This window comes from Variovorax sp. PAMC26660 (genome assembly GCF_014302995.1).
Lineage (GTDB): Bacteria > Pseudomonadota > Gammaproteobacteria > Burkholderiales > Burkholderiaceae_C > Variovorax.
In genome coordinates this window covers 7,257,466-7,272,022 of sequence record NZ_CP060295.1, presented here as the reverse complement: position 1 = coordinate 7,272,022, position 14,557 = coordinate 7,257,466, and the positions used below count along the sequence as shown (strand labels likewise).

The window sequence follows — 14,557 nt, the reverse complement described above, 5'->3', positions numbered from 1 at the left end:
TCTGAACCTGTGCGTAAATTCTAAGGGCGAACTTTTCCGTGGGTCAATCAAATGCCTGCAGTGTTAACCATTAGCGCTCGAAGCGCCCCGCGATCTCATGCGGCCACGGGCACGGCGCTGACCTGGCGGATGTTCATGGCCTTGAGCGTGTCGGCAATAGCGGCCACCGCGCCCGGAATGCCGGCTTCGCCGAAGTGCCCCATGCAGCCGACGCGGAAGGTTTCCACCTGCGTGAGCTTGCCGGGGTAGAGGATGTAGCCGCGCTTCTTGACCTCTTGGTAGAAGGTCTTGAAGTCGTAGTTGGCGTCGTCGGGCGCGTGGAAGGTGATGATGATCGGCGCCTGGATCGCGGGGTCGAGGAAGCTCCTGAAACCGAGCGCGCCCAGTCCGTCGATGAGCCCCTTGCAGTTGCGCGCATAGCGCCCACCGCGCGCGGCGAGGCCGCCTTCCTCGATGTACTGCGCAATGGCGGTGTCGAGTGCCGCGACCACGTGCGTGGGCGGTGTGAAGCGCCATTGCGTGGTCTTCTCCATGTACACCCACTGGTCGTACAGGTCCATGCTCAGCGAGTGGCAGTTGCCTTCGCATTTTTCGAGCGTGCTGCGCTTGATGACGACGAAGCCCATGCCCGGCACGCCTTCGAGGCACTTGCCCGAAGCGGCGACGACGGCATCGAAGGGCGTCCTGCGTGCATCGATCTCCAGCGCACCGAAGGAGCTCATGGCATCGATGATCAGCCCACGACCGTGCTTGGCGACGACCACGGCGATCTCATGCAGCGGGTTGAGCACGCCGGCGCCTGTCTCGCAATGCACCACCGCGACATGGGTGATGCTCGGGTCCGCAGCCAATGCGCGGTCGACATCGGCCGGCGACACCTGCCTGTCTTCCGTGTAGTCGATGGTGGTCAGCTTGCGGCCGAGCACCTTGCAGATCTTGGCCAAGCGCTGGCAGTACGCGCCGTTGCTGGGCACCAGCACATGGCCGTTGCGCGGAACGATCGTGCCGATGGCCGCTTCCACCGAGAAGGTGCCGCTGCCCTGCAGCGGAACGCATTCATGCGTGCCCGTGCCATGCACGATGTTCAGCACTTCCTTGCGGATGCGCGCGGTGATCTGGTTGAAGTCGGCATCCCACGATCCCCAGTCGCGCAGCATCGCGTTGCGTGTGCGGTCCGAAGTGGTCAGGGGGCCGGGTGTGAGCAGGATGGGGTAGGGCGTTTGACTCATGGTGTCTCCAGGCGGGGAAAGGAAATGAGGGCGAGGGGTGTTTGTTGCTCAGCCGCGGCTCAGGTTGCGCCAGGCCTGCGTGCGCGACAACAGCACGCGTGTCAGCAGCGAGTAGGCGATGCACACCAGCGTCGAGGTGACCACGATCAGGCTGGCCAGCGCCGAGGCCGGGCCGATGTCGCCGGCATCGTCCAGATGCATGATCGCGACCGAGGCGAGGATGGTCTCGGGCGTGTAGAGAAAGATGGCGCACGACAGGCTGGCCATCGACACCACGAAGAAGTAGCGCCCGATGTCCAGGATGGCCGGCAGGCACACCGGCACTGTCACGCGCAGGAAGGTCTTGAAGAACGGCACCTTGAGCGAGGCCGACACCGCCTCGAACTCGTTGTCGATCTGCTTGAGCGCGGTGACGGCCGTGAGATGGCTCGACGTGTAGTAGTGCACCACCATCGAGATGATCAATATCGCCATCGTCTGGTAGAGAAAGTTCAGCGGGTTGGCCGGATGGTTGAAGAACATCACATAGCCCAGGCCAAGCACCAGGCCCGGCACCGCCATCGACAGCACCGCCATCAGGTGCATGCCCTTGCGCATCAGGCCCAGGTTGCGCGTCTTCTCGATCAGGTAGGCGCCCACGAACACGATCAGCGAGCCGGCCACGGCGGTGGCCATGGCGACGATCAGGCTGTTGCCGTAGGCGTCGGCCATGTCGCTTTCGATCAGCACGAAGTGGTAGTGCTTGAGCGTGAACGACAGGTCGTAAGGCCACAGCGAGATCAGCGAGGTGTAGATCGCCATGCCGATGGTGGCCAGCAGCAGGCCACACACCAGCGCGCAGAACAACATCAGCAGCGGATCGGCGAGCTTGCGGCGCTTGGGGCTGTAGGGCACCGAGCGGGCCGTGAGCTGCGCCTTCAGCTTGCGCCGCACCACGTAGTCGATGACGAAGGAAATGATCGACGGAATCAGCAGCAGCATGCCCACCACTGCGCCGATGGAAAAATTGTGCTGCCCCACCACCTGCTTGAAGACGTCGACCGACAGCACGTTGAAGTTGCCGCCGATCACCTTGGGTGCGCCGAAGTCGCTCACCACGTAGGTGAAGACCACGGTGGCCGCGCTGATCAGGCCGTACTTGCACGAAGGCAGCGTGATGGTCATGAACTGGCGCAAGGGCCGGGTGCGCAGCGCGGCGGCCGCCTCGTACAGCCGGCCGTCAGCCAGCGACAGCGCAGTGACCAGGATCATCAGCGCATGCGGGAAGGTGTTGTAGACCTCCGCCATGATGATCCCCGGTGCGCCGTAGATCGACACGCCGCCCAGCAGGAACTTGAGCGCGCCCTGGTTGCCGAACCACTGCACGAACGAAATGGCCGACAGCAGCGAGGGCGCCAGCAGTGGAATCAGCGCAACGAGGCGGAACACCGCCTTGAGCGGCGTCGGCATGCAACTGCGCGTGAGCGCATAGGCGAAGACGAAAGCCGTGGGCACCGAGATCATCACCACGGCCGCCGAGACCCAGATCGAATTCCACGCTGCGCGCAACAGGCTGGGCGTCTGGAAGTAGGTGATGAAGTGGGTCAGGCCGACGAAGCGGCCTTCCTTGTCCTGCACCGCGTGCGCCAGGATGGTCAGGAGCGGTGCGATCAGGAACACGAACAGCATCACCATCACCACGAGCAGGATGGCGCGGGCGATGGTTTCGTCGCGGCTCCAGCGCATGACGGGGCGCGCGGCGAATGCCGCAAACGGGGTGCGAGGGCGGGCCAGCGTGTTCATGGCTTCGCGGTGCTGGCGGAGAAGGCGCGGATGCGGTTCGCGCGCAGCGCGATGTCGATGGTGTTGCCTTCGCGGATGTCCAGGTCGTGCAACTGGTTGAGCGAGAAGTGCAGGCCGAGCGTCTGCCCGTGCAGCGCATCGGCGGTGACTTCGGCAATGCACAGGCCGCCGAGGAATTCGACCTTGGTGACCAGCGCCTGCAGGCGGTTGGCCGTGTCATCGCTCAGGTGTTCGACTGCGCGGTCTTCGGGGCGCAGATAAAGGTTGACGGCTTCACCAGGCTCGAAGGCGCCGTCGCAGGCGTCGCACTGCAGTTCCATGTCGCCGACCTGGAAGCGGTGGTTGCCCAGCGCCACCGAGCGCAGCACATTCACCTTGCCCACGAAATCGGCCACGAAGGGTGTGGCCGGCTGTTCATAGACTTCCATCGGCGTGCCGACCTGCTCGATCACGCCGTGGTTCATGACGACGATGCGGTCGGCCATCGACAGCGCTTCTTCCTGGTCGTGCGTGACCATGATGGTCGTGATGCCGACCTGCTTTTGCAGCCGGCGGATTTCACCGCGCAGCCGGATGCGCTCCAGCGCATCGAGCGCCGACAGCGGCTCGTCGAGCAGCAGCAGGCCGGGCCGCGTGGCAAGGGCGCGGGCGAGCGCCACGCGCTGCTGCTGGCCGCCCGAGAGCTGGCTCGGGTATTTCTTGCCGGAAGTCGGCAGGCCGACGAGCTTGAGCAGCTCTTCGACGCGCGCCTTGATCTCGCCTCTCCTGGCGCGGCTGTTGACCAACCCATAGCCGATGTTCTCGGCAATCGAGAGATTGGGAAAAAGCGCATACGACTGGAACACGATGCCGTAGTCGCGCTTGTCCGGCGACAGCCACGAGACGTCCTTGCCGTTCTGCAGGATCTGTCCGGAGGTCTGCGTCTCCAGCCCCGCGATGATGCGCAAGAGCGTGGTCTTGCCGCAGCCCGAGGGGCCGAGAAAGCACAGCATCTCGCCCGGGTTCACGCGCAGGTGCACATCGCGCAGCGCACTGAAGGATTCGAAGTCCTTGCGCACGCCGACGATCTCGAGCGCGGCAGGAGCGCTCGCAGGCACCGGGTTGGCAATGAACTTGGTGTCGGTCATATCCATTTTTCGCACTCGTCGTTGGCGGGCGTCACCACTGCGGCGGCGCCCGCGGATTGAAAGTCGGGAATGCCGCGGGGCCTACTTGGGTTCGGCCTTGCCTTCGTAGCGCTTGCTCCACTCGGCCAGGATGCGTTCGCGGTTCTTCGCGGCCCAGTTGATGTCGTTCTTGGCCAGCAGCTTTTCGTAGTTGTCCGGAATGCCTTCCAGCTTCGAGGCCACGCCGGGGTAAGCCACGACCGCCCACCATGTGGAGGTGATCTGGTTGGCCTCCTTGCTGGCCATCCAGTCGGCGAAGCGCTTGGCTTGCGGCAGCTTCGCGCTGGTCTTCATGAGGCTGGTCGCCTCGATGTCCCAGCCCAGGCCTTCCTTCGGAAAGATCAGGTCGACCGGTGCGCCCGACTTCTTGACCTGGTGCGCGCGGAACTCGAAGGAAATGCCGATCGGGAACTCGCCCGCACCGGCCTGCTTGCAGGGCTTGGAGCCCGAGTGCACGTACTGCGCGATGTTCTGGTGCAGCGCATCCATGTACTTCCAGCCTTCGGCGTCGCCCATGTTCTGCAGCCATGACGACACGTCGAGGTAGCCGGTGCCGCTGGAGGCCGGATGCGGCATCGAAATGGTGCCCTTGTAGACGGGCTTGGTCAGGTCCTTCCAGGTCTCGGGCTTGGGCAGGCCGAGCTTTTTCGCTTCGACGTGGTTGAAGCAGATGGTCGCGGCCCAGACGTCCATGCCGACCCAGGCCGGTGGGCGGGCGGCATCGGAGTAGGCGGGGTTCAGCTCCTTGAAGCCCTTGGGCTCGTAGGGCAGCAGCATGCCTTCCTGTTCCAGCAGGGCCAGGCTGCTGGCGGCCAGGCCGGCCACCACGTCGGCCTGCGGGTTGGCTTTTTCGGCCAGCAGCTTGGCGGTGACGATGCCGGTGGAGTCGCGCACCCACTTCACCTCAATGTCGGGGTTGGCCTTTTCGAAGCCGTCCTTGTAGAGCTTCATGGCGTCGGTTTCGAGCGCCGTGTAGACCAGGAGCGAGGTCTTTTGCGCCCATGCGGCGCCGCTGGCCGCAAGGCCCAGCGTTGCCGCACATAGAACCGCCGTGAGACGGCGCGTGCTTTGTTTCATCGTCATCTGTTTCTCCTGAGAGGGCTGGCTGTCACTGGTAGAGGTGAGTGGCGGGCTCCGGCAACTGGCGTGCCAGGCCCCGGTGGGCGGAATGTAGATTGATGATTGAAGACTGTCAATAAAAAATTGTTGACAGTTTTCAATCCTTGGGGAAAATACGCCCCATGGTCACCAGCAATCACTCCGCCGCCCTCGCGTTTCTCCAATCCAGCTCGTTGCCGATGCTGATGCAGGAAGAAATCGAGCGTTTGATCATGACGGGCGAGCTTCCCGTCGGTAGCCGCATCAACGAGAGCGAGCTTTCGCAGCGCTTCAACACCAGCCGCGGCCCGATTCGGGAAGCGCTGCGGGCGCTGGAAGAGGCCGGCCTCGTGCGCAATGAAAAGAACCGTGGCGTCTTCGTGCGCGAGATCGCATTCGAGGAAGCCGACGAAATCTACGAACTGCGCGAGGCGCTCGAAGAAATCATCGGCCGGCGCGTGGCACTCGCCATCAAGCCCGACGCGGTCGAGCGCCTGCGGGCCATGCTCGACGCCATGCGCTCGGCAGCCCAGGCGCAGGACGTCGAGCAGTACGCGCAACTCAACCTGCAGTTCCACGAGATCCTGCTCGACACCGCCGGCAGCAAGAAGCTGACGGAAACCTACAAGCGGCTGGTCAAGGAGTTGCACCTTTTCAGAATGCGCGCGCTCGACAGTGGCGGTGGCCTGCGGGTCTCGGCCGACGAGCACAGCCACATCGTCGAAGCCATTGCGAGCGGCAACCCCGACACGGCGGGCCGCGCGCTGCGCGAGCACGTTGCCGGCAGCCGCGCACGCATGCACAAGGCCTTCGGCCGCGCCGATTCCGACGCAGCCACCGCATCGAACAACCCACCCCAAAAGGAAGTCTGAAATGACACAGGAGACACTCGAAGTCAACGCCAGAAGCTATCGCTGGATGGCCCGCCCGGTCGTGGTCGTGTGCGTGGACGGCAGCGAGCCGGCGTACCTGGATGCGGCCATCGCAGCCGGCGTGGCCCCGTACTTCGACCGCATGCGCAAGTCAGGCGCCAACCTCTTGGCCGACTGCGTGGTGCCCTCGTTCACCAACCCGAACAACCTGTCCATCGTCACCGGCGTGCCGCCGGCCGTGCACGGCATCTGCGGCAACTACTTCTTCGACCGCGAACTGGGCCAGGAAGTCATGATGAACGACCCCAAGTACCTGCGCGCAGGCACCGTCCTGGCGGCATTCGCCGATGCCGGCGCCAAGGTGGCTGTGGTCACCGCCAAGGACAAGCTGCGCAAGCTGCTGGGCCACCGCATGAAGGGCATCTGCTTCTCGTCGGAGAAGTCCGACCAGGTCACCCTGGAAGAGAACGGCATCGACAACGTGCTCGACATGGTCGGCATGCCCGTGCCCTCGGTCTACAGCGCGGAACTCTCGGAGTTCGTCTTCGCCGCCGGCGTCAAGCTGATGGAATCGCGCCGCCCCGACCTCATGTACCTGTCGACCACCGACTACGTGCAGCACAAGGCCGCACCGGGCAGCCCGGCAGCCAATGCCTTCTACGCCATGATGGACCGCTACCTTGCGCAGCTCGATGCCCTGGGCGCCACCATCGTCGTCACCGCCGACCACGGCATGAACGACAAGCACGCGAGCGACGGCTCGCCCAACGTCATCTACCTGCAGGACGTGCTCGACGAGTGGTACGGCGCCGGTGTCGCCCGCGTGATCCTGCCGATCACCGACCCGTATGTGGTGCACCACGGCGCACTCGGCTCCTTCGCCACCGTGTACGCCCCCGACGAAGCCCGCGTGCCCGGCTGGATCGACCGCATCCAGCGCGTGCCCGGCACGGAACTCGTGCTCTCGCGCAAGGACGCCGCCGCGCGCTTCGAGCTGCCGCCCGACCGCATCGGCGACATCGTGGTCGTGAGCGAGCAGAGCACCGTCATCGGCACCTCGGCCAGCCGCCACGACCTGTCGGCGCTCGAAGTGCCGCTGCGCTCGCACGGCGGTGTCTCCGAGCAGCGCGTGCCGCTGATCTGCAACCGCCCGGTCACCGGCATTGCTGCCGGCCGGCGCCTGCGCAACTTCGATGCGCTGGACATCGCGCTGAACCACGCCCAATAACGCAAACGCCTTCCGGAGCAAGAAGCACCCCATGAGCCAAGCCACCCTGAAGCCAGGCACCATCCACCGCGAAGCCCTGCGCATCGCCGGTGAGCGCGTCCACCGCGACCGCGTGATCGAGGTGACCTACCCCTACACCGGCGAAGTCATCGCCACCGTGCCCAAGGCCACGCTGGACGACGTGCGCAATGCGCTTCGCATCGCCCGCGACTACAAGTCCACGCTCACCCGCTACGAGCGCTACAAGATCCTCATGCGCGCAGGCGAGATCATCGCTTCGCGCCTGGACGAGATCTCGCGCACCATCACGCTCGAGTCGGGCCTCTCGCGCAAGGACTCGCTGTACGAGGTGGGCCGTGCCTCCGACGTGCTGCTGTTCGCCGCCAACCAGGCACTGGTGGACGACGGCCAGGTGTTCTCCTGCGACCTCACGCACCACGGCAAGAGCCGCAAGGTCTACACGCTGCGCGAACCCCTGCTGGGCGCCATCACCGCCATCACCCCGTTCAACCATCCGCTGAACCAGGTGATCCACAAGGTGGCGCCGGCCATTGCGACCAACAACCGCATCGTGCTCAAGCCCAGCGAGAAGACGCCGCTCACGGCCTTCCTGCTGGCCGACATCCTGTATGAAGCGGGCCTGCCGCCGCAGATGCTGTCGGTGCTCACGGGTGACCCGGCCGAGATTGCCGACGAACTGCTCACCAACGCCGACGTCGACCTGGTCACCTTCACCGGTGGCGTGCCGATCGGCAAGTACATCTCGGGCAAGGCGGTCTACAAGCGCCAGATCCTGGAGCTGGGGGGCAACGATCCGATCATCGTGATGGAAGACGCGGATGTGGAAGAGGCGGCCACGCTGGCGGCCAACGGTTCGTACAAGAACTCGGGCCAGCGCTGCACGGCGGTCAAGCGCATGCTGGTGCACGAATCCGTGGCGGATCAGTTCGTCGAGCTGCTGGTGGCCAAGACCAAGGCGCTGAAGTACGGCGACCCGATGGACCCGGACACCGACATGGGCACGGTGATCGACGAGGCTGCCGCCAGGCAGTTCGAGGCGGTGGTCAACGAGGCCATCGCGGCCGGTGCCAAGCTCTTGTACGGCAACGAGCGCAGGGGCGCGCTGTATTCGCCCACAGTGCTCGACCACGTGGACCCCGAGATGACAGTGGCCAAGCACGAGACCTTCGGGCCGGTCTCGCCGGTGATCCGCTTCAAGACCATCGAAGAAGCGATCCGCATCTCCAACGGCACGGCCTATGGCCTGTCCTCGGCGGTGTGCACCAACCGGCTGGACTACATCACGCGCTTCATCCGCGAGCTGAACGTGGGCAGCGTCAATGTGCGCGAGGTGCCGGGCTACCGGCTGGAGCTGACGCCCTTCGGCGGCATCAAGGACTCGGGCCTGGGCTACAAGGAAGGCGTGCTCGAAGCCATGAAGAGCTTTACCAACTGCAAGACCTATTCGTTGCCCTGGTAAGCAAGCATGAGCCTGAGCATTCCCGACATCGTCGGCCTCTTCGAGTCCAAGGGCGGCGCGCAGTACGACGGCGAGCCCGTCACGCAACTGGAGCATGCGCTGCAGTCGGCGCACCTGGCCGAGCAGGAAGGTGCCGGCAGCGCGCTGATTGCGGCGTCGCTGTTGCACGACCTGGGCCATCTGCTGCATGACTTCGGCGGCACGCCAACGCAGCAGGGGCTGGACGACCTGCACCAGTACCGCTGCCTGCCGTTTCTGCGTGCGCTGTTCGGCCCGGCCACGCTGGAGCCGATCCGCTTGCACGTGGACGCCAAGCGCTTCCTGTGCGCGCGCGAACCCGGCTATCTGGAAGCGCTGTCGCCCGATTCGAAGCGCAGCCTGCAGCTGCAGGGCGGCGTGTTTGACGAGGCACAGGCCAAGGCCTTCGAGGCTTTGCCCTATGCGATGGACGCGGTTCGCCTGCGGCGCTGGGACGACACGGCCAAGTGCGCCGATGCGAAGACGCCCGACCTGCTGCACTATGCAGGGCATCTGGCGCTTGCGTCGCGGCCTGTCGCCACGGCGCAGCCATGAGCGTCACGCGACCTCTCGCATTGCAGCGCCGCCAGGCGACGCCGGAAGACATTCCCTTCCTACTCGACCTGAGGCAGCGAACGATGAACGGCCACATGATCGCTTCCGGTGGCGAAGTCAGCGACGCGCACCACATGGCGCGGCTGATGCATCGCTTCGAGTGCGCCGAAGTATTGCTGCATGAAGGTGCACCGGTCGGCCTGCTCAAGGTGTCGCGCGATCCGCACGAGTGGGTGCTCATCCAGATCCAGTTGGCATCCGGCTTCCAGAGCGGTGGCATCGGCACCGGGCTGTTGGCCGAGGTCATCGACCAGGCTGCAAGGGAAGGCGTCGACCTCACGCTCAGCGTGCTGAAGGCGAATCCGGCGAAATCGCTTTACGAGCGCTTCGGGTTTGTCGTCGAGCGCGAGTCCGGGCTTTCCTACGAAATGCGGCGCAAGCCCTGACAACCCGAGAGCCCGACATGCGCCCCTTCTGGATCGAACAGGCTTTGTTCAACGACGGTGACCTCGCACCCGCGCTGCAGGGCGAACAGAGCGCCGATGTCTGCATCGTCGGCGGCGGTTTCACCGGCCTGTGGACCGCCATTCAGGCCAAGCTGCAGGCGCCTGCGCTCGACATCGTCATCATCGAGAGCGATCTCTGCGGTGCCGGTGCGAGTGGCCGCAACGGCGGTTGCCTGCTCACCTGGTCGGCCAAGTTCCTGACCCTGCGTCGGCTGTTCGGCGAAGACGAAGCGGTGCGCCTTGTGAAAGCGTCGGAGGCCGCAGTCCAGCACATCGCCGACTTCTGCGCCACACATGGCATCGATGCCGAACTGCGGCAAGACGGCACGCTCTACACCGCCACCTCGCAGGCCCAGATCGGCGCGCTCGATCCGATGATGCAGGCGTTGGAAGCGCGCGGCATCCACTCCTACCGCACCTTGCCGCCGGACGAAGTGGCACGGCGCTCGGGCTCCGCGCGCAACCTGGCCGGCGTGTATTCGCCCATCGCCGCGACCGTGCATCCGGGCAAGCTGGTGCGCGGACTTCGGCGCGTGGCGCTCGCCATGGGCATCCGCATTCATGAGCGCACGCCGATGCTGGACTTCAGCACCGGCCATCCGGTCGTGGTTCGCACGCCCACCGGCAGCGTGCGCGCGAAGAAACTGGTGCTTGCGATGAATGCATGGATGGCCAGTGCCTTCCCGCAGTTCGAGCGCACCATCGCCATCGTGTCGAGCGACATGATCATCACGGAGCGGTGTCCCGATCTGCTGCAACAGATCGGTTTGCGCGACGGCGTCTCGGTGCTCGATTCGCGCACCTTCGTGTACTACTACCGCAGCACCGTCGACGGCCGCATCATGCTGGGCAAGGGCGGCAACACCTTTGCCTGGGGCGGCCGCATGGCTGAGGTGTTCGACGAGCGCTCGCCGTACGAGGCCGAGCTGACGCAGGCCCTGCACTCGTTCTTTCCGGCGCTGAGTGGCACACCGATCACGGCCAGTTGGAACGGCCCGTCCGACCGCTCGGTGACGGGGTTTCCGTTCTTCGGAAAGCTCGACGGCGCACCCCATCTCTATTACGGATTCGGCTACTCGGGCAACGGCGTCGGGCCGACCTACATGGGGGGGCAGATCCTGTCGTCGCTGGTGCTCGACCAGGACAACGCATGGACCCGCAGCCCGCTGACAAACGGGCCGCTCGGTTACTTCCCGCCGGAGCCGATGCGCTACGTGGGCTCGATCGTGGTGCGCAATGCGATTCGCCGAAAAGAACGGGCCGAAGACCAGAACCGCCAACCGTGGCTGGTCGACCGGTTGCTCAGCAAGCTGGCGAACGCTGCGGGGAAGGCTGACAAGGCTTGAAGCACCGGGCCGAAGAGCGGCTTCGACCAAGGGCGAAGTGCTTCGGAAAATGCGAAGTGGAGCGGGTGAAGGGAATCGAACCCTCGTATGAAGCTTGGGAAGCTGCCGTTCTGCCATTGAACTACACCCGCGGACCGAGGCGAATTCTACTGGCAGTCTTGAGGCTGTCTCGATGGCGGCTCTGCGGCGCCTGCGCTTTCCCCGAGACCGAGCCGGGGCAGCCTCCTACAGAGAGAGGAACGACCGGCGTTTAGCTTGATCTCTCACTACGGAGGTCAGCATGAAAAACACAACCAAAGAAGAATTCACCCACGCTCTGGCGCGGCACGCGCACTTCAGCGCGCCAGAAGGAAATCACCGTGGATGAGCTGGTCGAATTCCCCCATGGAGGCTGGTCCTTCCTGTGCAGCGCCGAGCAGTTGCCGTCCGGCGAGTTTCAGGCCGTTGTTCGATACCGCGCGCCACCGGGTGACGACATACGAACCTTGAAGATCGACCCACACGCAGGAGGCAGCCGGGCCGAAGCGCTGGAACGCGCAAAGGCAATGGCGATGGAGTGGGCGAAAAAGAGGAGCCAGTGACGGGCGCGGGGCCCTATTTCAAATAAGGGCGAATGACGCCCGCCACGAATTTGAGGCGCTCGAACTCCACGTCACTCAGCGGTTGCGCCTGCACGTCGAAATGGCAGAGAGATCCGAAGAGGGTTCCCGTCTCGTTGAGCACGGGCACCCCGTGGTACGCGACCATGACTCCCTTGTAAGGGTGCCCATTCAATCTGTCGTCCTTCGCAGAATCGCTGGTCAGGAAGGAGCCGTCCCGGAGCACGAACTGGCAGAAACTCGTTCCCAACGGAACTTCGGCCAGGAACTCCGGGCGATCCTCTCCCGCCTTGTCGAAGAGCGCGATGTTCTTCAGCATCTCGCCCTCCAGCCGATAGACGGCGGTGTAGCGGTGGGGCACGCCGCGATTGAGTTGCGCGAGTGCTGCGGCCACGCCTTGCTGCTCGCATGTGGCAACGAACGCTTGAATGCCGTCGCTCGTCCTCGCCGGTGGCTGTGCAAGAACCTGCTGCAGGTACAGCTTGTCGATATCGTCTTCCCAGGCCGTACAGGCGTGGAGGAATTCGAGGTCTGCTGCACGTTGGTCGGCGCCGCCCGTGGCATCTCTGGCCAAAGGATACGGGCGCAGTTTCACGCCGGATGCTCGAAGAGCGGATTCCTTTTGAAATCGGTTGAGGGTGGGCATGCAGGGCTCCGAGGCCGCCGAGTTTAGCGCCGCACCCGGTGGTGACTCACCTCGCGCGGGGCTTTGCGCAAGTGACCTGCGGATCGACTTGCGATGCGGCGAAGGGATGCGAGACTCGATGCGGCGATGCATCAGCCCGGAAACAGCTTTCGCCCCCGCCTTTTGATTCCCGAAACCCGGACTTCGCATGACCAGCCTCTCCCAGCCCACCGACAGCCAACGCGTTTTCGACGTGCAGGTCTCCGTCTTGCTGCGCAGCTTTCCGTTCGCGTTGACCGGGTCGGTCGTCTCGGCCTGCGTGGTGGCCTACGTGATGCTGGCAGTGGTCCCGAGGACGCAGGTGGTCGTCTGGCTGTCGGCCACCGTGTTCGTGGCGGCCTGCAGGTTTGCCGCAATGCTGTTCTTTCACCGCGTGCGCCATCGCCCCGGTGCCGGCGCGCAATGGCTGCGGCAGATGGTGATCGGCAACATCGCTTCGGGCATGCTGTGGGGGCTGCCGTTTTCCTATTGGACGTTCTTCGTTCCGCTCGAATACCAGTTGTTCTTCATCGTGGTCCTGTTCGGCCTGGGCACCGGCGCCATCTATTCGAACTACATGGTGCTGTCGGCCGTCTATGCGTTCCTGGTGCCGGCCTTCGCGCCGACATTCATCGCCTTGGCGGTCCAGCCGTCAGCCGTCAATGTGGCGCTGGTCGCGAGCGGCATTGCGTACCTGGTTGCCACCGTCGCGTTCATCCATCGCATGAACCGCACGCACCTGAACGCATTGCAACTGGGCTATGAAAACCTCGCGCTGCTGCAGCAGGTGCGGCTCGAGAAAGAAGCCGCCGAGCGCAGCGACCTGGAGAAGTCACGCTTTCTCGCGGCCGCCAGCCACGATCTGCGGCAGCCGGTTCACGCGATGAGTCTTTTCCTCGGGCTGCTCGCGAATGAGCGTCTTTCGGTGCACGGCCGCTATCTGGTCGAGAACATCACGAAGGCCAGCGCCGCCATGGGGCATTTGTTCGATGCGTTGCTCAACATCTCGCGGCTGGATGCGGGGGTGATCCATCCGCGTCTTCAGAACTTTCCGCTCGACCGCCTGCTGGACCAGATCCGCACGGAGTACACGCCGCAAGCCCAGCAAAAGGGCCTGGCGCTGAAAGTGCGGCGCTGCAAGGCATGGGTCCATTCAGACCCGATGCTGCTGGAGCGCATCCTGCGCAACCTGGTCAGCAATGCCATCGCCCATACACGCAGCGGGCGTGTGCTGATCGGCTGCCGTGTACGCGGCGGCAGTGTTCGCATCGAGGTCTGGGACACGGGGCCTGGCATCCCGCCGCATGAACACGAGCGCATTTTCTGGGAGTTCCACCAGCTCCAGAATCCCGAGCGCGACCGCAGCAAGGGGCTCGGGCTGGGCCTTGCCATCGTTCGTCGCACAGCCGCTCTGCTGGGGCATGCGCTGGCCATGCGCTCGACCGAAGGACGTGGAACGGCCTTCCTGTTGAGTGTTGAAGCGCATCGCGCGTTGGCGGTGGAAGCGCCCGTCGAGGCGGGGGCGTTCGGCGCGGGCATCGACACGCCGGTCCTCGATGTCAGGCCGGCGAAGGGGCAGCTGATATTGGTGGTCGATGACGACGCACAGAACCGCGAAGGCTTGCAACTGCTTCTTGAAAGCTGGGGGCACCGCGTGGTGGCCGCCGCGGGTGTGGCCGAGCTGGTCGCATTGATTGCCGACGTGCCCGGCAAGCCCAACCTGATCGTGAGCGACTATCGCCTGCGCGAGCACGAGAACGGCATCGAGGCCATCGACCGCGTGCACGAGGAATACAACGACGACGCGATTCCCGCGCTGCTGGTCAGCGGCGACACCGATCCGGCGCGCCTGATCGAAGCCGCGGCACGTTCGATCCCGGTGTTGCACAAGCCTGTCGAAGTGGATGCGTTGCGAACCTGGGTCGAGAAACTGCTCGTTGCGGGGACTGTGCCGCAGCGCAATCCCTGAAACACGCCGGGGACATGGCAGCGCATGACTCTGCGAACGTGATGC

General features: G+C 64.6%; 13 protein-coding genes and 1 tRNA gene. 8 read left to right on the top strand and 6 right to left on the bottom strand.

All coding sequences use genetic code 11. The features are described 5' to 3' along the window. Positions 1–95 precede the first annotated feature (95 nt). The 4 genes from H7F35_RS34115 to H7F35_RS34100 all read right to left on the bottom strand — a co-directional run bounded on the left by H7F35_RS34115 (position 96) and on the right by H7F35_RS34100 (position 5,260). Positions 96–1,229: a 2-aminoethylphosphonate--pyruvate transaminase gene (locus H7F35_RS34115; RefSeq protein WP_187110878.1), complete on the bottom strand. Its 1,134-nt coding sequence runs from the start codon at positions 1,227–1,229 to the stop codon at positions 96–98. A gap of 48 nt (positions 1,230–1,277) precedes the next feature. After that, complete coding sequence (locus tag H7F35_RS34110) at positions 1,278–3,011, bottom strand: putative 2-aminoethylphosphonate ABC transporter permease subunit (RefSeq protein WP_261803465.1); 1,734 nt, start codon at positions 3,009–3,011, stop codon at positions 1,278–1,280. After that, positions 3,008–4,144, bottom strand: a complete 1,137-nt coding sequence (locus H7F35_RS34105) for a putative 2-aminoethylphosphonate ABC transporter ATP-binding protein (protein WP_187110877.1) — start codon at positions 4,142–4,144, stop codon at positions 3,008–3,010. Before H7F35_RS34105 ends, H7F35_RS34110 begins: the two co-directional genes overlap by 4 nt. A 75-nt stretch (positions 4,145–4,219) precedes the next feature. Next, entirely contained in the window at positions 4,220–5,260 is a 1,041-nt protein-coding gene (locus H7F35_RS34100; RefSeq protein ID WP_187110876.1) for a putative 2-aminoethylphosphonate ABC transporter substrate-binding protein, read from the bottom strand. Positions 5,261–5,418: 158 nt separating this feature from the next. Here H7F35_RS34100 and H7F35_RS34095 point away from each other — a divergent pair, with 158 nt between their 5' ends. From H7F35_RS34095 to H7F35_RS34070, 6 genes are read left to right on the top strand one after another with little or no spacing between them, the layout of a single operon-like run. Continuing rightward, positions 5,419–6,147, top strand: a complete 729-nt coding sequence (locus H7F35_RS34095; RefSeq protein WP_187110875.1) for a phosphonate utilization associated transcriptional regulator — start codon at positions 5,419–5,421, stop codon at positions 6,145–6,147. 1 nt (position 6,148) lies between these two features. Then, complete coding sequence (gene phnA / locus H7F35_RS34090; RefSeq protein WP_187110874.1) at positions 6,149–7,375, top strand: phosphonoacetate hydrolase; 1,227 nt, start codon at positions 6,149–6,151, stop codon at positions 7,373–7,375. A gap of 31 nt (positions 7,376–7,406) precedes the next feature. After that, complete coding sequence (phnY, locus tag H7F35_RS34085; RefSeq protein WP_187108531.1) at positions 7,407–8,855, top strand: phosphonoacetaldehyde dehydrogenase; 1,449 nt, start codon at positions 7,407–7,409, stop codon at positions 8,853–8,855. A gap of 6 nt (positions 8,856–8,861) precedes the next feature. Then, positions 8,862–9,428: a phosphonate degradation HD-domain oxygenase gene (locus H7F35_RS34080; RefSeq protein WP_187110873.1), complete on the top strand. Its 567-nt coding sequence runs from the start codon at positions 8,862–8,864 to the stop codon at positions 9,426–9,428. Between the two features lie 20 nt (positions 9,429–9,448). Continuing rightward, the gene (locus H7F35_RS34075; RefSeq protein ID WP_187110872.1) at positions 9,449–9,874 is read left to right on the top strand and encodes a GNAT family N-acetyltransferase; all 426 of its coding nucleotides are present in this window, start codon (positions 9,449–9,451) and stop codon (positions 9,872–9,874) included. Between the two features lie 17 nt (positions 9,875–9,891). Then, positions 9,892–11,280, top strand: coding sequence for an FAD-dependent oxidoreductase (locus H7F35_RS34070; RefSeq protein ID WP_187110871.1), 1,389 nt, complete (start codon positions 9,892–9,894; stop codon positions 11,278–11,280). A 57-nt stretch (positions 11,281–11,337) separates the two neighbouring features. On the opposite strand, the gene H7F35_RS34065 is transcribed toward H7F35_RS34070, so the two are convergent. Continuing rightward, a tRNA-Gly gene (locus tag H7F35_RS34065) sits at positions 11,338–11,411 on the bottom strand. A 228-nt stretch (positions 11,412–11,639) separates the two neighbouring features. On the opposite strand from H7F35_RS34065, the gene H7F35_RS34060 reads away from it, so the two are divergent. Continuing rightward, positions 11,640–11,861, top strand: coding sequence for a hypothetical protein (locus tag H7F35_RS34060; RefSeq protein ID WP_187110870.1), 222 nt, complete (start codon positions 11,640–11,642; stop codon positions 11,859–11,861). A 13-nt stretch (positions 11,862–11,874) separates the two neighbouring features. Here H7F35_RS34060 and H7F35_RS34055 read toward each other — a convergent pair whose 3' ends face one another. Then, a complete protein-coding gene (locus H7F35_RS34055) occupies positions 11,875–12,525 on the bottom strand; it encodes a hypothetical protein (protein WP_187110869.1) in 651 nt (216 codons plus the stop codon). Positions 12,526–12,712: 187 nt separating this feature from the next. On the opposite strand from H7F35_RS34055, the gene H7F35_RS34050 reads away from it, so the two are divergent. Beyond that, the gene (locus H7F35_RS34050) at positions 12,713–14,512 is read left to right on the top strand and encodes a hybrid sensor histidine kinase/response regulator (protein ID WP_187110868.1); all 1,800 of its coding nucleotides are present in this window, start codon (positions 12,713–12,715) and stop codon (positions 14,510–14,512) included. Positions 14,513–14,557 lie beyond the last annotated feature (45 nt).